The 17,996-nt window shown below is 63.2% G+C and carries 18 protein-coding genes; 10 read left to right on the plus strand and 8 right to left on the minus strand.

From position 1 onward, the window contains the following. Window positions 1-139: 139 nt before the first annotated feature. Both FJ934_RS06865 and FJ934_RS06870 read left to right on the plus strand, forming a co-directional pair. Window positions 140-436: a type II toxin-antitoxin system RelE/ParE family toxin gene (locus tag FJ934_RS06865; protein ID WP_140608075.1), complete on the plus strand. Its 297-nt coding sequence runs from the start codon at window positions 140-142 to the stop codon at window positions 434-436. A gap of 8 nt (window positions 437-444) precedes the next feature. Continuing rightward, window positions 445-753 (plus strand): HigA family addiction module antitoxin, encoded by a 309-nt coding sequence (locus FJ934_RS06870; RefSeq protein WP_140608077.1) that lies wholly within the window; start codon window positions 445-447, stop codon window positions 751-753. 24 nt (window positions 754-777) lie between these two features. Here the strand turns inward: FJ934_RS06870 and FJ934_RS06875 are convergent, their stop codons facing one another. Then, entirely contained in the window at window positions 778-2,157 is a 1,380-nt protein-coding gene (locus tag FJ934_RS06875; RefSeq protein ID WP_140608079.1) for a serine hydrolase, read from the minus strand. 285 nt (window positions 2,158-2,442) lie between these two features. On the opposite strand from FJ934_RS06875, the gene FJ934_RS06880 reads away from it, so the two are divergent. After that, the gene (locus FJ934_RS06880) at window positions 2,443-3,234 is read left to right on the plus strand and encodes a GH25 family lysozyme (RefSeq protein ID WP_140608081.1); all 792 of its coding nucleotides are present in this window, start codon (window positions 2,443-2,445) and stop codon (window positions 3,232-3,234) included. A gap of 241 nt (window positions 3,235-3,475) precedes the next feature. Then, window positions 3,476-4,654 (plus strand): lytic murein transglycosylase, encoded by a 1,179-nt coding sequence (locus tag FJ934_RS06885; protein WP_140608083.1) that lies wholly within the window; start codon window positions 3,476-3,478, stop codon window positions 4,652-4,654. Window positions 4,655-4,726: 72 nt separating this feature from the next. On the opposite strand, the gene FJ934_RS06890 is transcribed toward FJ934_RS06885, so the two are convergent. Then, window positions 4,727-5,947, minus strand: a complete 1,221-nt coding sequence (locus FJ934_RS06890; protein WP_140608085.1) for an alanine racemase — start codon at window positions 5,945-5,947, stop codon at window positions 4,727-4,729. A 214-nt stretch (window positions 5,948-6,161) separates the two neighbouring features. On the opposite strand from FJ934_RS06890, the gene FJ934_RS06895 reads away from it, so the two are divergent. After that, window positions 6,162-7,079 carry a DMT family transporter gene (locus tag FJ934_RS06895; RefSeq protein ID WP_140608087.1) on the plus strand — a complete coding sequence of 306 codons (918 nt, stop codon included), beginning with the start codon at window positions 6,162-6,164 and terminating at the stop codon, window positions 7,077-7,079. Between the two features lie 382 nt (window positions 7,080-7,461). On the opposite strand, the gene metF is transcribed toward FJ934_RS06895, so the two are convergent. Together metF and FJ934_RS06905 are read right to left on the minus strand one after the other, a co-directional pair. Beyond that, window positions 7,462-8,379: a methylenetetrahydrofolate reductase [NAD(P)H] gene (metF, locus tag FJ934_RS06900; RefSeq protein WP_140608089.1), complete on the minus strand. Its 918-nt coding sequence runs from the start codon at window positions 8,377-8,379 to the stop codon at window positions 7,462-7,464. Next, window positions 8,379-9,401: a metalloregulator ArsR/SmtB family transcription factor gene (locus tag FJ934_RS06905; RefSeq protein ID WP_140608091.1), complete on the minus strand. Its 1,023-nt coding sequence runs from the start codon at window positions 9,399-9,401 to the stop codon at window positions 8,379-8,381. The genes metF and FJ934_RS06905 overlap by 1 nt, the downstream gene beginning before the upstream one ends. A gap of 178 nt (window positions 9,402-9,579) precedes the next feature. On the opposite strand from FJ934_RS06905, the gene tsaA reads away from it, so the two are divergent. The 4 genes from tsaA to FJ934_RS06930 all read left to right on the plus strand — a co-directional run bounded on the left by tsaA (window position 9,580) and on the right by FJ934_RS06930 (window position 12,550). Continuing rightward, window positions 9,580-10,104, plus strand: coding sequence for a tRNA (N6-threonylcarbamoyladenosine(37)-N6)-methyltransferase TrmO (gene tsaA / locus FJ934_RS06910; RefSeq protein WP_140608093.1), 525 nt, complete (start codon window positions 9,580-9,582; stop codon window positions 10,102-10,104). After that, window positions 10,101-10,415, plus strand: a complete 315-nt coding sequence (locus tag FJ934_RS06915; RefSeq protein ID WP_140608095.1) for a DUF2293 domain-containing protein — start codon at window positions 10,101-10,103, stop codon at window positions 10,413-10,415. Before tsaA ends, FJ934_RS06915 begins: the two co-directional genes overlap by 4 nt. A gap of 199 nt (window positions 10,416-10,614) precedes the next feature. Beyond that, entirely contained in the window at window positions 10,615-11,577 is a 963-nt protein-coding gene (locus FJ934_RS06925) for a D-amino acid aminotransferase (protein ID WP_140608099.1), read from the plus strand. Between the two features lie 133 nt (window positions 11,578-11,710). Further along, a complete protein-coding gene (locus FJ934_RS06930; RefSeq protein ID WP_140608101.1) occupies window positions 11,711-12,550 on the plus strand; it encodes an SDR family oxidoreductase in 840 nt (279 codons plus the stop codon). Between the two features lie 70 nt (window positions 12,551-12,620). Here FJ934_RS06930 and FJ934_RS06935 read toward each other — a convergent pair whose 3' ends face one another. Continuing rightward, window positions 12,621-13,238 carry an MOSC domain-containing protein gene (locus FJ934_RS06935; protein ID WP_140608102.1) on the minus strand — a complete coding sequence of 206 codons (618 nt, stop codon included), beginning with the start codon at window positions 13,236-13,238 and terminating at the stop codon, window positions 12,621-12,623. Between the two features lie 196 nt (window positions 13,239-13,434). Here FJ934_RS06935 and FJ934_RS06940 point away from each other — a divergent pair, with 196 nt between their 5' ends. Beyond that, window positions 13,435-14,001, plus strand: a complete 567-nt coding sequence (locus FJ934_RS06940) for an isoprenylcysteine carboxylmethyltransferase family protein (RefSeq protein ID WP_140608104.1) — start codon at window positions 13,435-13,437, stop codon at window positions 13,999-14,001. A gap of 24 nt (window positions 14,002-14,025) precedes the next feature. On the opposite strand, the gene FJ934_RS06945 is transcribed toward FJ934_RS06940, so the two are convergent. From FJ934_RS06945 to ettA, 3 genes are all read right to left on the minus strand, one after another. Further along, window positions 14,026-15,147 carry a beta-ketoacyl-ACP synthase III gene (locus FJ934_RS06945; RefSeq protein WP_140608106.1) on the minus strand — a complete coding sequence of 374 codons (1,122 nt, stop codon included), beginning with the start codon at window positions 15,145-15,147 and terminating at the stop codon, window positions 14,026-14,028. Window positions 15,148-15,388: 241 nt separating this feature from the next. Beyond that, window positions 15,389-16,159, minus strand: coding sequence for a trans-aconitate 2-methyltransferase (gene tam / locus FJ934_RS06950; RefSeq protein ID WP_140608108.1), 771 nt, complete (start codon window positions 16,157-16,159; stop codon window positions 15,389-15,391). Window positions 16,160-16,204: 45 nt separating this feature from the next. Next, window positions 16,205-17,854, minus strand: coding sequence for an energy-dependent translational throttle protein EttA (ettA, locus tag FJ934_RS06955; protein ID WP_140608110.1), 1,650 nt, complete (start codon window positions 17,852-17,854; stop codon window positions 16,205-16,207). Window positions 17,855-17,996 lie beyond the last annotated feature (142 nt).

Below are 17,996 nucleotides of genomic sequence, written 5' to 3' on the forward strand. Positions count from 1 at the left end.
CGGGATGCCATCACCGTTGGCAGCCGGCCCTGATATCCCACCCCGGCGCTTCCAAGGATGCGACCCGGGCCCCCGTCCGAAACAGATTGCAATCTGACCCAAGGAGTGGTACATTATCTCCGCTTGGGAGAAATGCGGAGTGATCGTCAGATTTCGAGACGAATGGCTGCGGGCGTTCTTCGTGGAAGATATCCCTTCCCGCAACATTCCGCCCGATCTGGAAAGCCGGCTATTCCGTAAACTCCAGATGATCGATGACGCGATGACTGATCAGGATTTGCGTGTGCTGCCTAGCAATCATTTCGAGAAGTTGCGTGGCAATCTCGATGGCTTTCATTCAATCCGCGTCAACAATCAGTGGCGGCTGATCTTCCGGTGGGACGGCGGTCGCGGTGAGGCGGCGGATATCTATCTCGACGACCATAGCTATAAGTGAGGTGACATATGTTGATGACCACGCGCAAGCCAGCAACGGTTGGTGAAATCCTCACGGAAGAATTCATGCAACCGCTCGGCCTGACACAGGCGGCGTTGGCCGAGGCGATGGGTGTTCAGCGCAAGCATGTCAACGAATTGTGCAATGACCGCCGCAACGTGACCGCAGCGACCGCGCTCATTCTGGCTCGGGTGTTTGGCAACAGCCCGGACTTCTGGCTGAACGTGCAGCGTCGTAGCGATCTTTGGCAAGTCATGAATTCGCCCATCGAGCGAGCGCGCGTTGATCGTGCCAAGCCTTTGGCGACAGCAGCGTAGATGACACGACAAATGGGGCGCGGTTTAATGCAGCGCCTTCACCAGCGCTCCTACCATCGCCCGCGGACGGTAGTTGAGCTTGGCCGGCGTCAAGCCGAGCCGCACCACCACCAGTTGCTCCGATGGGATGATGGCGACTGTCTGCCCGTCATGCCCTTCCATCCAATAGGTGTCCTTGGGGAGGCCGGCGGCGACGCCCGCACCTGGGTTTTCCTCATCGCCGGGCGCCTCGATCCACAGCTGGCCCTTGCCGTAGACTTTCGAGCCAGGCGCCGGCTCGCGCATCCAGTCGACGAACCCGGCCGGCAGAACCTGGTTGCCGTTCCACACCCCGCCTTGCAGCAGGAACTGGCCGAAGCGGGCCCAGTCATGCGCCGTGGCATAGAGGTAGGACGAGCCTACGAAAGTGCCCTGCTCGTCAGTTTCGAGCACCGCGCTGTGCATGCCGAGCGGCTGGAACAGCGCCGTGCGAGGCCATGTCAGTGCCTTGGCCTTGTCGCCGATCGCGTCCTGCCATAGCCGCGACAGCATCACCGCCGTGCCGCTCGAATAGGAGAACGCCTTGCCCACATCGCCCGCCAGCGGCTTTGATTCAGCAAAGCCCGCCATGTCGGGTTCGAGATAAAGCATGCGCGTGACGTCGGCGACGTCGCCATAGTCCTCGTTGAACTCCAGCCCGCTCGACATCGCCATCATGTCGGCGAGGCTGATCGCGGTACGGCCATCCGCCTTCCACGGTCCGAACAGGCTCTTGTTGTCGACCGCCATCTTGCCGTCCTTGACCAGCGTGCCGACGATAGCGGCGTTCACCGTCTTGGTCATCGACCAGCCGAGCAGCGGCGTCTTGGCTGAAAAGCCGTCGCCATAGCGTTCGGCGACGACACGGCCGTTCTTGACCACCACGATCGCGCGCATGCCGGTGCCGGCCATCGCGGCATCGCCGATGATCTTCGAGACTTCTGGGTTCTGCGAGGCATCGACCCGCTCGCCCTCGGGCCACAGCGCGTCCTGATCGGTCGGGGATGGCTCGGTGTGGATTGCCGTGCGACGCGCCTTGCCGACATCCCCATCGGGAACCGAAGCGCAGCCCAGCCCTTCGCGCGAGACGGCGACGCTTTTACCGAGGAAGCCGAGCAGTCCGGCGGAGACCGTGCCCCGGTTCTTGTCGACCGAGACCCGCATCAGCCGCAGCAGCGGGTGTCCGGGCGCCTGAACGTCGACGGCAAGCACCTCCTTGGCATCGCGCCCGGCAATGAAGACATTGGAGCAGACGATCTTGGCCGAATAGCCCGAGCCGACACGGATGAGTTCGGGAGGCGCGATATAGAGCCACGCAAACAGCGCGACGACCGCCAGCACGATCAGGCCAAGCAGCCATCTCACGAACTTGACCACGATCCGCATGTGTTGCCTCCCCGGCTTTCGCCCGGCTCTTATGTCATCGATTTGCCGTCATTGCTTCCGCAAAATCGGGTCTCTTGTCGAGCGCCGTCAACGGATTATCAACCATGATCGGCGATCACAGGGAGCGTGTCGCCCGAACTTCGCAACGGTTCTGGGGCAGGGACATGCAAAAAAGGAGATACCAGGCGATGCTGTGGGGCGATCGCCTGGAGGGGGCTCGACCAGTCGGCGGCCGTCAATGCACAGACCCATCAGCGACCGGCTGATTCCGGCTCGGGAGTTGTGATGCGCCGTCTTGCGGCTCTTTTCGTGCTGACGCTGCTTGGCGCCTGCTCGACCGTCGACGATCTGTCGCCATCCGCGTCGAGCGGTTCGACGGTAGCGGTGCGCGCGCCGCGCTTCGCCGATTCCAAGCCGCATGAATGGGACAGCGGCGCACCGTGGAACTATTCCGTCCACGGCACCGACGTCTCCAAATATCAGACCTCGGTCGACTGGCCCGCGGCCAGGGCGAGCGGCATTTCGTTCGCCTTCATCAAGGCGACCGAAGGCGGCGACCGCTTCGACGACTATTTCAGCGAGCACTGGGCGCGCACAAAGGCCGCCGGTGTTCCACGCGCGGCCTATCATTTTTTCTATTTCTGCACGCCGGCGGCCCAGCAGGCGCGCTGGTTCATCCAGAATGTCCCCGTCGATCGGTCCGCCATGCCGCCGGTCCTAGACATGGAATGGAACCCGAACTCGCCGACCTGCAGGCTGCGCCCGGACGCGGCCACGGTGCGCGCGGAGATGACCACCTTTCTCGAGATCGTCGAGCGGCATTACGGCAAGAAGCCGATCATCTACACGTCGGTCGATTTCTTTGACGACAACGAGTTGTCGACCTTCCGCGGCTATCCCTACTGGCTGCGCTCCGTCGCAGGCCATCCGCGCGAGAAGTATGGCGGCCACCCCTTCACCTTCTGGCAATACACCGGAACCGGCATCGTTCCGGGCATGACCGGCAAATCCGACATCAACGTCTTCAACGGCAGCGAAGCCGCCTGGAACAAGTGGCTGCGGCAGAACGCCCGTTGACACCGGTTCAACGGCGCACCGCCGTCAACAAGGGCTGCGGCAGGCATCGTTGACACCTGTTCCGCGGCAGCGGAGGCGACTCTAAGAAGCGGCTACGGCAGAAGAACCGTTGACACCGGGCCTGCCGCCTGCTTTTCGACACTGCCGGCGGCCAAGAGTACAACCGCCGGTATTCCAAGACGACGCGCATCCGCACGGACGCGCCGGGTCGCCTGGAGCCCTGAGCGTCGAAAGGAAGCTGATGCGACTGCGTTCCCAAGCCCTCGCGGCGCTATTGCTGTGCGCCACGGCCTTGCCGGCAATGGCGCAGGAATGCGGCGGCGACTTCGAAACCTGGAAGCAGGCTGTGGCGGCCGAAGCCAAGGCGGCTGGTGTCGGCGCTGTCGGCCTCGACGCGCTGGAGGATGCCGCCTTCGACCCGAGGGCGCTGGCGCGAGACCGCGCCCAGGGTGTCTTCACCCAGACCTTCATCGAATTCTCCAACCGCATGATCTCGGCCTACCGGCTGAAGCAAGGTGCGGCGAACATGAAGAAATACGCCGGTATCTTTGCTCGCGCCGACCAGCAGTTCGGCGTTCAGGCGCCTGTCATCACTGCCTTCTGGGCACTGGAAACCGATTTCGGCGCCGTGCAGGGCGATTTCCACACGCTGAGCGCGCTGGTGACGCTGTCGCATGATTGCCGCCGCCCGCAGCTGTTCCGGCAGCAACTCGTGCCGCTTCTGGAATTGATCGATCGCGGTGTGCTGCCGGCCGACGTCAAGGGCGCGTGGGCAGGCGAAATCGGTCAGACGCAGATCCTGCCTTCGGACTATCTTGCCCGTGGCGTTGATGGCGACGGTGACGGCAAGATCGACCTGCGCAACAGCGTGCCCGACGTGATCATGACCACGGGCAACAAGGTGCTGTCGCGCGGCTGGAAGCGCGACGAACCCTGGATCCAGGAAGTCCGTGTTCCCGAAGACATGCCCTGGGACCAGACCGGGCGCACCAACAAATTGCCGCTGACGCAGTGGGCGCAGTGGGGCGTCACCAATCCCGACGGCTCGCCGCTGGTCGACAAGGGCCTCAAGGCCGGACTGGCGCTGCCCATGGGCCGCAAGGGTCCCGCCTTCCTCACCTATGACAATTTCGACGTCTATCTCGAATGGAACCAGTCCTTCACCTATGCGCTGACGGCAGCCAACCTCGCCGCACGGCTGGCGGGCGCGCCGCCGATCGATCCGCGCAATCCCGAGCCGGGCCTCAACAACGAGCAGATGAAGGCGTTGCAGACCAAGCTCGAAGCCAGGGGCTACGATGTCGGCACGGTCGACGGCATTCTGGGCACCAACACGCGCGAAGCAATCCGCAAGGAGCAGACGCGGCTGGGCCTGCCCGTTGACGGCTGGCCGACGCCGGAGCTGCTGGGGAAATTATAAGGCAGTAGGCAGTAGAAGTTACTCGAAACCGGTGACCGCCACCCCTATTGCCAACTGCCTATTGCCTATTCCCTAATCCGCCATCGTCTCCAAACTTGCAAACCCTTCCGGCGCATCGCCCTCGTCGAAGGGTGTCGCCACCTCGACGAAGGTGTCGGGATAAAAGCCGTTGAAGCGGGTCCTCAGCGACAGCGAATAGGCGCCGATGTGGCCGATCTCGATCCAGTCGCCGGTGTCGACCGTTTCAGGCAGCCAGAACGGCCTGGACAGGATGTCGACGGAATCGCAGGTCGCGCCGCAGACCTTGAACGGCACGATGTTCTTTTCGGCGCCATTGCGGGTCCGGATCGCCGGATCGGGAATGAAGCGCGCCGGCAGCGTGATCTTGCCGGTCCAGGAATCCGACAGCGACGCCCAAATGCCGTCATTGATGTAGAGCCGCTTGCCCTTGCGCAGGAGCACGCGCACGATCAGCGACAGGCAGCGCGCCACGATCACCCTGCCCGGCTCCGCCACCAGCGGCATCTGGTCGAACTGGTATTCCTTCATGTCGCCGGACAGCCGCGACATGATCTGGCCGAGAGACGGCATCTCGATCTGCTTGCGGTTGGGGTCATGCCCGTATTCAGCCGGAAAGCCGCCGCCGACATCGAGCCCGGCGAGGTCGAAGGTCAGCCGGTTGCGCACCCAGTCGGCCGAGGCCAGCGCCCGCTCATAGGTGTCGGGGTCCTCGATCTGACTGCCGACATGGAAACACAGGCCGACCTTGTAGCCGGTGCGGTTCAGCCGCTCGGCGAGTTCCACGGCATAAGCTGGCCCGGCGCCAAACTTCTTCGACAGCTCGTAGGCCGCATGGCCCTTGGTCTGCACCCGCACGAAAACACTGATCGCGCCGGGGTCGATGTCGAGCGCCCGCACCACCCGTGTCAGCTTGGTGATCTCGTCCTCATGGTCGAGCGAAATGACGCGTATGCCGTATTTCTCCAGCGCCAGCTTGATGTCCGACTGCGCCTTGACCGGATGCATGTAGAGCATCTCGGCATCGGGAGAGACGGCGCGCACGGCGGCGAACTCGCCGGGCGAAGCGACGTCGAAAGCGGTGACGCCGGCATCGACCAGCGTCTTCAGTACGATCTGCTCGCCATTCGTCTTGACCGCATAGGCGGTCTTGCCGGGGAACATGCCCATGAACTGCCTGGCATCGGCCTTGAGCACCTGCGGGCGGAAGCAATAGACAGGATCGTCGGGGCGAAGCGCCAGAGCCGCTTCGCGTGCATTCTCGAATCGCTGCATTGACGAATCCTCGACTTCGGCTGTGCACAATTAATCCAAGCTAGCGGCTAATGAAAACAATTCTGTGTCTCGTGCGCTTGGCGCCGTGGCGCTAGATCTTTTTGATGGCGATGTTTGCCATCGATCAGGTTTCGGGTGGCGCTTGTCGCCGAACCCGATATGGCTTCTGCCTGGCTGACTGGCTCTCAGGCCATCTTGGGGAGGACCGATTCACATGGCGATAGCCGCGACTTCAGCGCCGCGCGGGCCGATGGCCCTCAAGGACTGGGGGCAATTGCTGCTGCTCGGCGCGATCTGGGGCGGCTCCTTCTTCTTCGCCCGCATCGCGGTGGCGGAGCTTCACCCACTGGTGCTGGTGCTGTTTCGCGTCGCCATCGCGGCAATCGCGCTGCAGCTCTATCTCGGCCTGCGCGGCCCCTCCTTCCGCCTCGCCCTTCCCCATGCCGGCATGTTCTTCCTCCTGGCCTTCACCAACAACGTCGTGCCCTTCTCGCTGATCTTCGCCGGCCAGACAGAGCTTGGCGCTGGTGTCGCCTCCGTGCTCAACGCAACGACGCCATTCTGGACGCTGATCCTTGCCAACGCGATGACATCGGACGAAAAGCTCTCCTGGAACAAACTGGCCGGCATTGGTCTCGGCGTCGCGGGCACCGCGGTCATGATCGGTCCCGGCCTGCTTGCTGGGCTTGGCGGCCCGGTCTGGGCCAAATTCGCCCTGATCGGCGCATCACTGTCCTATGCCGTCGCGCTGATGGTCGCCCGCCGGTTCAAGGGCGTGCCCTCGCCGGTCCTTGCTGCCGGGCAGATGACCGCTTCGACCATCATCATGATCCCGATCGTGCTCTTCACCCACGGGCCGGCCGGCCTGTTCTCGGCCTCGCCCCCGGTCTGGGCGGCGGTGCTGGCGCTGGCGCTCTTGTCCACCGCCTTCGCTTATATCCTCTATTTCAATCTCGTCGCCTCGGCCGGCGCCACCAACGCCTCGCTGGTGACGCTGGTCGTTCCGGCCAGCGCCATGCTGCTCGGATTCCTGTTTCTGGGCGAACGGCTGGAACTGTTCGAAATCGGGGGCGTGGTGCTGATCGCACTCGGCCTGATCACCATCGACGGGCGGGTGTTTGGAACACGGTAGCGCTGCCACAACACAATGGCGACACGCCGCCGCCATAATTTATTCACAGGTCTCTAGCGGGTTTTTGCCTAGAGGTTTCAACATCTAACGGCAAAAAACGAGTCGCAAACTTTGCATTCATGTCGCAATGCAGCACATTTTCCGCTTGCCTGTGGCACAAATGAACCTAGACTCCGGGCATAGCTCTTTAAGAGGAGGCTATGTCATGGGACTTACGAGGCCAATCAACGCATTGATGATTTGTGCTGCGTTTGCTTTCATCGGCGCCCTCATTATGGGCGTCCTTCCCTGAACCCGCCAAGCCGGGGAAGACCAGCACCAGATAGTTCAAACAATTCAAAAGGCCGGGTTTTTACCCGGCCTTTTGCTGTTCAGCAGTGCCTCATGCCGCGGCCGAGCCAGCCACCTCCGCCTCGTGCGAGCGGATGCCGATCATGTGGCAGATGGCAAAGACAAGGTCGGCACGGTTCATCGTGTAGAAATGGAAGTCGCCCACCCCGCGCTCGACCAGATCCAGCACCTGTTCGGCCGTCACCGCCGATGCCACCAGCGCATGCGTCTGCGGGTCGTTCTGCAGGCCGTCGAAGCGCTCGGCCAGCCATGCCGGCACCAGCGCGCCGCAACGCGCAGAGAAATTGGCGACCTGGGTGAAATTGTGCACCGGCAGGATTCCAGGCACGATCGGGATGTAGATGCCGGCGCGGCGCGCGCGCTCGACATAACGCTCGTAGAGATCGTTGTCGAAGAAGAACTGGGTGATCGCCCGCGTCGCGCCATTGTCGGCCTTGCGCTTCAGCATGTCGATGTCGGTGGCGAAATCGGGGCTTTCGGGGTGCTTCTCGGGATAGGCCGAAACCGAGATGTCGAAATCCCCGGCACCCCTGAGCGCCCCCACCAGTTCGGCGCCATTGGCGTAGCCGTCCGGATGCGGACGGTAGGCCGTGCCGACGCCGGCGGCCGGATCGCCGCGCAAGGCGACGAAGCGTTTCACGCCCATATCGGCGAATTCCTGGATCACCCCGTCGACCTGATGGCGGGCGGCGTCGACGCAGGTCATGTGCGCCGCCGGCGTCAAGCTGGTCTCCTTCAGGATGCGGTCGATCGTGCGCGCCGTCCGCTCGCGCGTCGAGCCGCCGGCGCCATAGGTCACCGAGACGAATTTCGGCTTCAGCGGCTCCAGCCTTGTCACCGTGTCCCAGAGCCTCGCCTCCATCTCGTCGGTTTTCGGCGGGAAGAATTCGAACGAAACCCGGACCTTGTCGCCAATGTCGGGCCGGCGGGAAAAACGGAACTGGTTCATCACGCGATTTCCCCTATCGAGCTCACTCTGGTCTGCTGGCTGGCGTTGGCGGGATCGGCGATCAGCAGGCGCCGGTCGCGGCCAAGCCAGAGCTTGACGGTGAGCCTGGCTTCGTTGCCGCCGCGCGGTTCGAACTCCTGGGCATCCTCGAGATCCAGGCCGGCCTCGGCGAACCACTCGCCGATCTGCCGGTCGGAAAAGCCAAGGCGCATATGCGCGTGCTCATCACGCAGGAATTCCAGCGTGTGCGGCGCGAAGTCGACGATGACCAGCCGGCCGGCCGGGCGCAGAAGCCGCGCCGCCTCACGGATGGCGCGGGCCGGATCGTCGAGATAGTGCAGCACCTGGTGAATGGTGACGAGATCGAAGGCATCGCGCTCGACCGGCGGCGAGAAGATATCGCCCTGCCGCACCTGCGCATTCGAAACGCCGGCCTTGTCGAGATTGGCACGCGCCACGGTCAGCATCTCGCGCGACATGTCGATGCCGACACCGCGCCGGTAGAGCGGCGAGAAAATTTCGAGCAGCCGGCCTGTACCGGTGCCCAGGTCCAGCATCGACTGGAACGGCCGCTTGCCGACCAGTTTCAGCATCGCGGCCTCGACGGCACGGTCCGGCACATGCAGCGAGCGGATATGGTCCCAACTCGCGGCATTCACCGAAAAATACTCCGCCGCCCGGTCCTGCCGCTTGCGCTTGACCGAGGCCAGGCGCTCGAGATCGCGTTCGACCTGCGGGTCGGCGCCGCGAATGCTGGAAACCAGGCTCAGCACGAAATCACGCGCCGAATCGATATCCGACAGGCGGAAGAAGGCCCACGATCCCTCCTGGTAGCGACCGATCAACCCGGCTTCCAGCAACAATTTCAGGTGCCGCGAGACACGCGGCTGCGACTGGCCGAGAATTTCGGTAAGATCGGAAACGGTGAGGTCGCCGCGCGACAGCAGCGCCAGTATGCGCAGGCGGCTCGATTCGGCCGCCGCTTTCAACGTATCCACCATCGTATCGAGCGAGACATGCATCAGTGTATTCTCTTTGAAAAAGATATAAACATATGTTTATGTCGATTTTTGAGGCCTTGCAAGAGCTATGTCGCTTCCGGACAAGAAAATGCCGCATGCGTGATTTCCGGGTGCATGTCGTCCAAAAATGTGTTGCGGTCCTTGGATCATGACTTGCACCAACACAGAGATCGACAGAATGACCGGGCCGCGTGAGATGTTCGAGTCGCGCGAAGGCGAGATCAGGCTGGAGCAGGATCCGGCAACGATGCCCGCGGATGGCGGCGTCGTTTTCATTGGCCGCATCGCCTCGCCATGGACGACACGGGAAAGCTGCCCGAAAAACATGCGCGCGGCGCGCGAGACCGGACAACCCGCGGTGCTGACCATCGATGCGGCCTACCGCGATGGCCTGCGCGGACTGGAACGAGCCAGCCATGTCATTGTCTTGTCCTGGCTGCATCACGCGCCGCGGAATCTGATCGTGCAGAAACCCCGCCATGCGTCTGATGCGAAAGGCGTATTCGGCCTGCGATCCCCTGCCCGGCCGAACCCGATCGGCCTGCATGTGGCCAGGCTCGTCGGGCTGGACATCGGCACCGGGCGCGTCGACCTCGACGCCATCGACGTGCTCGACGGCACGCCGGTCATCGACATCAAGCCTTACTTCGCCTCGACCGATGCCATGGCAGAGGCGACGATCGAAGGACGTGATGAAAGATGACAACGCCGACCGGCCGCCGCCGCGCCATCGCCAAGGCGCTGACCGCGCTCCTGCCGCTGGCGCCTTATGCCGACATGGAGAAGATCCGCGCCGACGCCGGCTCGGTGCACATGAAGACCTTGCCGCCGACGATCGCCGTCTGGCTGGCGACCATTGCCCATATCCGCCACAGCCATACCGACTACGAAAAGCTGCTGACGGAGGGCTACGACCGCGACTCAGCCCGTTTCTTCGTCATCGAGCAGACCAACATCATGCTTACGCGCTGGCGCGCGACCCGCTTGCTCGACGCCGACGAGGAGGATGAGTAGGGCTTGGTCCCCTGTTGCCGCGTCGGCACGACGATTGCATTGTAAGGCTGGCCGTCCGCCTGGCCGACCCAGGCCCAGGACAGGTTTCCCCTGTAAATCCTGATCCTGATAGAGGACGAACAGCGCCGGATGGCTGGCCCTATGCCTTCCAACTGGAGCCGCTAGGCTGGTGGTCCGCCTTGTGCGAGAGGAGGCCGTGATGAGCCAGACAACGAAGATGCGGGATATACGGGAACTGCCCGCTGTCTCCGATCGGCATATCGACCCGCATGCCTATCCCAATGGCGTCGCCTTCCTCGATCGCCAGTACCTGCCGATGTCGCAAGCCAAGGTGTCGGTGCTGGACTGGGGGTTTCTGCATTCCGACGCCACCTACGACACGGTGCATGTCTGGAACGGCAGTTTCTTCCGTCTCGATCAACATCTCGACCGCTTCTTCGCAGGGCTGGAAAAACTGCGCATGACCATCCCGTTCGATCGCGATGGCGTGAGCGAAATCCTGCACGATTGCGTCGCGCTGTCTGGTCATCGCGCCGCCTATGTCGAAATGCTGTGCACGCGTGGCGCCTCGCCGACCTTCAGCCGCGACCCGCGCCAGGCGGTCAACCGCTTCATGGCCTTCGCCGTGCCGTTCGGCTCGGTCGCAAATGCCGAGCAGTTGCAGCGCGGCCTGCGCGCGGCCATCAGCGACAAGGTGCGCATCCCGCCGGCCTCGATCGACCCGGCGATCAAGAATTATCACTGGCTCGATCTGGTGCGCGGCCTCTACGACGCCTATGACCGTGGCGCCGAGACCGCTCTCATTCTCGACTTCAACGGCAATATCGCCGAAGGCCCGGGCTTCAACGTGTTCTGCGTCAAGGACGGCAAACTGTCGACGCCGGCCGTCGGCGTGCTGCCCGGCATCACCCGCCGCACCGTCTTTGATCTCTGCGGCGAGGAAGGGCTCATCGCAGAGGCCACCGATGTCGGCGTCGCCGCGCTCAAGGCGGCCGACGAGGTCTTCATCACCTCGACCGCCGGCGGCATCATGCCGGTGACGGAGATCGACGGCGCGGCGGTCGCCGGCGGCAAGGTCGGGCCGGTCACCAATCGGCTGATGACGCTCTATTGGCGAAAGCACGACGATCCAGCATGGTCGAGCCCGGTGCGCTATCCCTGATCAACCGGGAAGCCTGGTCAAAAAGATTTCGCCTCGCCTCTGGAAAATCGCGGAATAGGCCGTATATGCCCGAAAGCGGAGAAGCCTCCGCTTTCACCAAAAATCACGCCCGCACGGGCAAGGATTCCACATCATGACAAACAAGGTTTGGTTCATCACCGGATCGTCGAAGGGCTTTGGGCGCGTCTGGGCCGAAGCCGCGTTGGCGCGTGGCGACCGCGTCGCCGCAACCGCCCGTGACGTCGCCACGCTCGCCGATCTCGTCGCAAAATATGGCGACAACATTGCCGCGATAAAGCTCGACGTCACCGACAAGAAAGCCGTCGATGCGGCAATCGCCGACGCGCACAAGCGCTTTGGCCGGCTCGACGTCGTCATCAACAATGCCGGCTACGGTCATTTTGGCGCCATCGAGGAAGTGAGCGAACAGGAAGCCCGCGACCAGATCGAAACCAATGTGTTCGGCGCGCTCTGGGTCACCCAGGCCGCGCTGCCGATCATGCGGGCGCAGCGGTCCGGCCACATCATCCAGATCTCGTCCATCGGCGGCGTCAATGCCTTTGCCTCGCTCGGCCTCTACCATGCCTCGAAATGGGCGTTGGAAGCCTTCAGCCAGTCGCTGAGCCTCGAGGTCGCGGAATTTGGCATCCACGTGACGCTGGTCGAACCGGGCGGCTTCTCCACCGACTGGGCCGGCCCGTCGGCCAAGGTCTCCAAAGCGATCGAGGCCTATGCGCCTGCTCGCGCCGCCATGGCGGAGCGCCGCAGCCGCGCCGTCGCCGGCGATCCCGAGGCCACCGGGCCGGCGATGCTGGCGATTGTCGATGCCGCCGAACCGCCACTGCGTGTGTTCTTCGGCGACGGCGGCCTGCCGATGATCCGCCAGGAATACGCCAACCGCATCGCCACCTGGGAGAAGTGGGACCACGTCTCCGTCATGGCGCAAGGCGCCAACAAGAACCGCAAGAGCTAAGGCCCGGGGGTCTTGCTATGCCGCCCATGGGTGGCATAGCCCTACCCTCGGCCGACAGGAAACGCGGGCGCTACGCGCGATAAATCCACTGCTCGGGCACCCGCACAGAAATCTCCTCACCGGCTCTGATCGTTCCCGGTTTCTCAACCCAGGCGACCACGCCGCGCAGCCGTTTGGCCGCTTTCGGGAACAACAGCGCGCCGGCTTCAACGTCAGCCATCCCGACGTTTTCAGCGATCGATCGCCCGGCGATGCGGCACGGTCCGTTCTGGGCATCGACCTTCAGGGTCACGCCACCCTTGAAGAACAGCAGCGTGCCGGCCGGCAGCATCGACAGATGCGGCACGCCTTCGATCACCAGATTGGCGCCGATCCACTCCGGCTTGATTTCGGCCAGCCCCATCCGTTCGGCGACGATGGCCAGTTCATCCACGGCGACGATCGACAGTTGCCGTTCGTTGCGCATTTCGGTGCCGCGCGGATACCAGGGTTCGCGCCCGCCCGAGCGCCGCGTCGCTCCAGCATGGAAATCGCCTGAAATGCCGTCGAAGCCCAACCGCAATTCCTCCGCCGGACGTGTCTGGAAATGATCCGCCGGCGCGACATAGAGCGCCGCCGCGCGAGCAGAAAGCTTCTTCGCCGGGATGATTTCGACCGGCTTCTCGGCCTCGGGGAAAAGATCCAGCATGGTGTTCCGTCCTTTCGTCATCCGGGAATTATCCGGACACCCTTCCATGCGTCCAGTCGAAAGTGCTGATCGTCGGATCAACGTCACCGATGCGATTGCGATCACGAGTTTCTTACCTGCCGTCGATCGCAGGCGGGATTGCCGCCATGCCGTGCCGGCCCCATGGTGACGCGCGGACAGGTCCGCGGAGGTTATCATGCGTCCCGGAACGGTAATCGTGCTGCTTTGGCTGATCTGGGTGGTGTCGTGGGCGGCTGCCGCCTTCTGGGCGGATCCCGTCGCCAAACGTGCCGACCTTGGGTCGGAGATGCGCTACCGGATGGTGATGGTGTTTGGCGCGGTCCTGTTCCTGCTCCCGGCACACAATTATTACGGGCGCCTGCGGCTGTGGGTTCCCGACCTTGCCGTGGCCTGGATATGCGTTGTGCTGATCGCTGTCGGCTTCGGCTTCTCGTGGTGGGCAAGGCTGCATCTTGGCCGTCTCTGGTCGGGCAATGTCACCGCCAAGGCAGGGCACCGTGTCGTCGACAGCGGCCCCTACGGCCTCGTTCGCCATCCGATCTACACAGGATTGCTTCTGGCGATCCTTGCCACCATGGCGGCAAAAGGAACTGTCTGGGGCATTGCCGGCGCGCTCCTGCTCATCATCGGCATCGTCATGAAGGCAAAGCTCGAGGAGCGTTTCCTGCGCGGCGAACTCGGAACCGCCTATGACGACTATGCCAGGCGGGTGCCGATGCTGGTGCCGTTCGCTCCCGCCTGACGCGCGGCCGGAGCACCCCGCAAGTCAGAGCATCCTCAGCAACGCGCCGCCTATCGAATACCCCGCGCCAAAAGCGCAGATCAGGCCGAAATCGCCGGGCTTCATGTCGGCATGGTTTTCCGACAGCGCGACGATGGCGCCGGCGCCCGCCGTGTTGCCGAGTCGCTCCAGCACCATCGGCGCGCGGTCGTGGCCGACTTCGTGGCCGAACGCCAGCTTCAGGATCATCGCGTTCATGCGCGCATTGGCCTGGTGCAGCCAGAAGCGGCGGACGGCCTGCGGCGTCAGTCCATGTTCGGCCAGGAATTCGACGATGAATTTGTGCCCGGCGACAGTGACTTCCTTGAACACCTTGTTGCCGACCTGCTTGATCAGATTGCCCTCCAGGTCGATCATATAGGGATCGTCCTGGGCGGTGCGTGTGTGGTAGCCCAGATTGGTGCGGATGTTGTTCGACATCTGCGTCCAGATGCGGGTGTCGAGCACCTCGAAACGTTCCGGCCGCTTTTCGCCCAAAGCGAGCCCCTCCACCACCATCGACACCGAAGCGTCGCCGAAGATGAAATGCGTCTGCCGGTCGCGGAAATTGAGATGGCCGGTAATGATTTCGGGCGTGGTGACCAGAATACGCTTGTGCGCGCCCGAGCGCACCAGATTGACCGCCATGTGCAATGCCGCCGCCGCCGACGAACAGCCAAGCCCCATGTCGAAGCCGGCCCCTTTGGTGCCCAACGCCTCCTGCATTTCAATGGCGATGGCTGGATATGGCCTTTGCTGATGCGAGGACGAGCAGATCACCAGATCTATCTCCGATGGGTCGATGCCTGCATGGGCGATCGCCTTCCTGGCCGAAGCGATGCCGAACTCGGCCTGTAGCGACAGGACGTCATCCGGCCGCGCCGGAATGCGCGGTGCCATGCGGGTTGGGTCGAGAATGCCTTCGCGTTCGATCACATGGCGGCTGCGCACGCCGGAAGCATGGACGATGAAGTCTGCGTCCGACTTCTGCAGCAGCGTACCGCCCGTGGCCTGGCGCCGCTCATTCTCGGTGTCGACCCAGCTGTTGAAGCTTTCGACCAGCTCTTCATTGGTGATGACAGGTTGAGGAATTTCAGCGCCGATGCCGCTGATGATGACGCGATGCATATTTCAGTCCGTCCCATCCGCAGGCGTTGCGGCTTCATGTGAGCGCCGAAACGCTTCGGCGCAACACTTTTCTCACTTCGTCGGTTTACGCCGGCTTAAACCAAAGATTTACGCCCACGTAAACCTGACTTCACCAGGCGGACGCTTGAAAACAGGAGCGGCGCGTAGTTCTCGTATCTGAGCAGCGGAAGCGCAGAAGACCGCCGTTTGCAGGCGAGCGTCACCCGAAACTCGACATACCCTATCCGGCCCGCTTGGCGACAATGAAGATGCGGGAGAAACGCAGCAGCACCTTGCCGTTCGCGGTTTCGGGATAGGCCTTGGCGATCCTGGCCGTGTAGCTGTCGAGGAACAGTTTGCGCTCGTGCCCGTCAAGCGGATCGAGGAACGGCTTCAGCCCGGTTGCCTTCACCCAGTCGACGATCGCCTCGGCATCGGCCAGCGGATGGTTGTAGATGGTATGCCAGATGTCGACCCTGTCGCTGAGCGGTGACAACAGGTCGTAATAGAACGACACCGGAGGCAGCGGCGCGCGCGCCGCCCCCTTCATCTTGGCGGCAAACGGCATTTCGGCGGCGGTCTCGCGCATCAGGCGGTGAGAGTCCTCGCCCATATTGTCCGGCATTTGGACGGCAAGCGCGCCCCCCGGCGCCAGAAAACCCATCAGCCGCTGGAACACCGCCGGATGATCCGGCAACCACTGGAACACCGCATTGGCGAAAATGACGTTGACCGGCTCGGCCGGTTGCCATGTGGAGGCGTCCGCCAGATCGAAACTGACGCCGGGCAGGCGCGCCCTCGCCTTTTCGATCATGTCGGGGGAGGTATCGAAGCCGCTGACCTCGGCATCCGGCCAGCGCTGGACCAGGAGCTCGGTCGAATTGCCCGGCCCGCAGCCGATGTCGACGACGCGGCGCGGAAAATCGACCGGCACCTGGGCCGCGAGATCACGCGCCGGCCGGGTGCGTTCGTCCTCGAATTTCAGATATTGGGCGGCGGACCAGTCGGCCATCTGAGCTCCTCATATCGCCTTGAGAATTCGCCGCCCAGTGCCCCCTTACCGCGTCAGCCGCTTGTGCGTCATGCGGTGCGGGGCTGCCGCTTCGGCGCCGAGGCGGCGCAGCTTGTCCTTTTCATATTCCTCGAAGTTGCCTTCGAACCATTCGACATGCGCGTCGCCCTCGAAGGCGAGCATATGGGTGGCCATGCGGTCGAGGAACATGCGATCGTGGCTGATGATGACCGCGCAGCCGGCATAGGCTTCCAGCGCGTCTTCCAGCGCGCTCAGCGTTTCGGTGTCGAGATCGTTGGTCGGTTCGTCGAGCAGCAGCACATTGCCGCCGGTCTTGAGCATCTTTGCCAGGTGCACGCGGTTGCGCTGGCCGCCCGAGAGATTGCCGACCTTCTGCTGCTGGTCGCCGCCGCGGAAGTTGAAGGACGAGCAGTAGGCGCGGCTGTTGACCTCGTGCTTGCCGAGCTTGATGACTTCGGCGCCGCCGGAGATTTCTTCCCACACCGTCTTGTTCGGATCGAGCGCGTCGCGGCTCTGGTCGACATAGCCGAGCTTGACCGTCTCGCCGATGCGGACCGAGCCCGCGTCCGGCTTCTCCTGGCCGGTGAACGTCTTGAACAGCGTCGTCTTGCCAGCGCCGTTCGGGCCGATGACGCCGACGATGCCGCCCGGCGGCAGCCTGAACGACAGGTTCTCGATCAGAAGCTCGTCGCCGAAGCCCTTGCTGAGGTTCTCGACCTCGATGACGACATTGCCTAGGCGCTCGCTCGACGGGATGACGATCTGCGTGTCGGTCGGCTTGCGGTTCTGCGACTGCTCGACCAGTTCTTCATAGGCCTTGATACGCGCCTTCGACTTTTTCTGGCGTGCCTTTGGCGAGGACTGGATCCATTCGCGTTCGCGCCAGATCGACTTCTGACGGGCGTCGTCCTCGCGGCCCTCCTGGATCAGCCGCTTGGCCTTGGCGTCGAGATATCTGGTGTAGTTGCCCTCGTACGGAATGCCGCGGCCACGATCGAGTTCGAGGATCCAGCCGGTGACATTGTCGAGGAAGTAGCGATCGTGGGTGATGATCAGCACCGAGCCCGGGTAGTCGCGCAGGTGCTTTTCCAGCCACGCCGTGGTCTCGGCGTCAAGATGGTTGGTCGGTTCGTCGAGCAGCAGCAGATCGGGCTGCTGCAGCAGCAGCCGGCAGAGCGCCACGCGGCGACGCTCGCCTCCCGACAGGTTGGTCACCTCGGAATCGCCCGGCGGGCACTGCAGCGCGTCCATCGCCATCTCGACCTGCTGCTCGAGATCCCACAGGTTCAGCCGGTCCATCTCGTCCTGGAGCTTTGCCGACTCGTCCGCCGTCTCGTCGGAATAGTTCATCATTAGCTCGTTGTAGCGCTCGATGATGGCGGTCTTCCTGGCGACGCCGTCCATGACGTTTTCCATCACGGTCTTGCTGTTGTCGAGCTGCGGTTCCTGCGCCAGGTAGCCCACGGTCGCGCCCTCGGCCAGCCACGCCTCGCCCTGGAACTCCTTGTCGAGCCCGGCCATGATGCGCAGGATGGTCGACTTACCCGAGCCGTTCGGCCCGAGAATGCCGATCTTGGCGTCCGGATAGAAGGACAGATAAACGTTATCGAGCACCTTTTTGGTGCCATAGGCCTTCGACAGGCCGGACATGTGATAGATGAACTGGCGTGCCACGCGCGCTTTCCCTGAAACTGACTGAATTGTCGATCTGAATGGAGGTTGGCCGCTATGTAGGCGATGCGGCGGCGAACGGCAATCGCTTTTGCGGGCCGGGGAAGTGCCCGCCTAGAGGCGACGTCTTCTACCGGACACGCCC

Source organism: Mesorhizobium sp. B2-4-12 (genome assembly GCF_006441575.1).
Classification (GTDB): domain Bacteria; phylum Pseudomonadota; class Alphaproteobacteria; order Rhizobiales; family Rhizobiaceae; genus Mesorhizobium.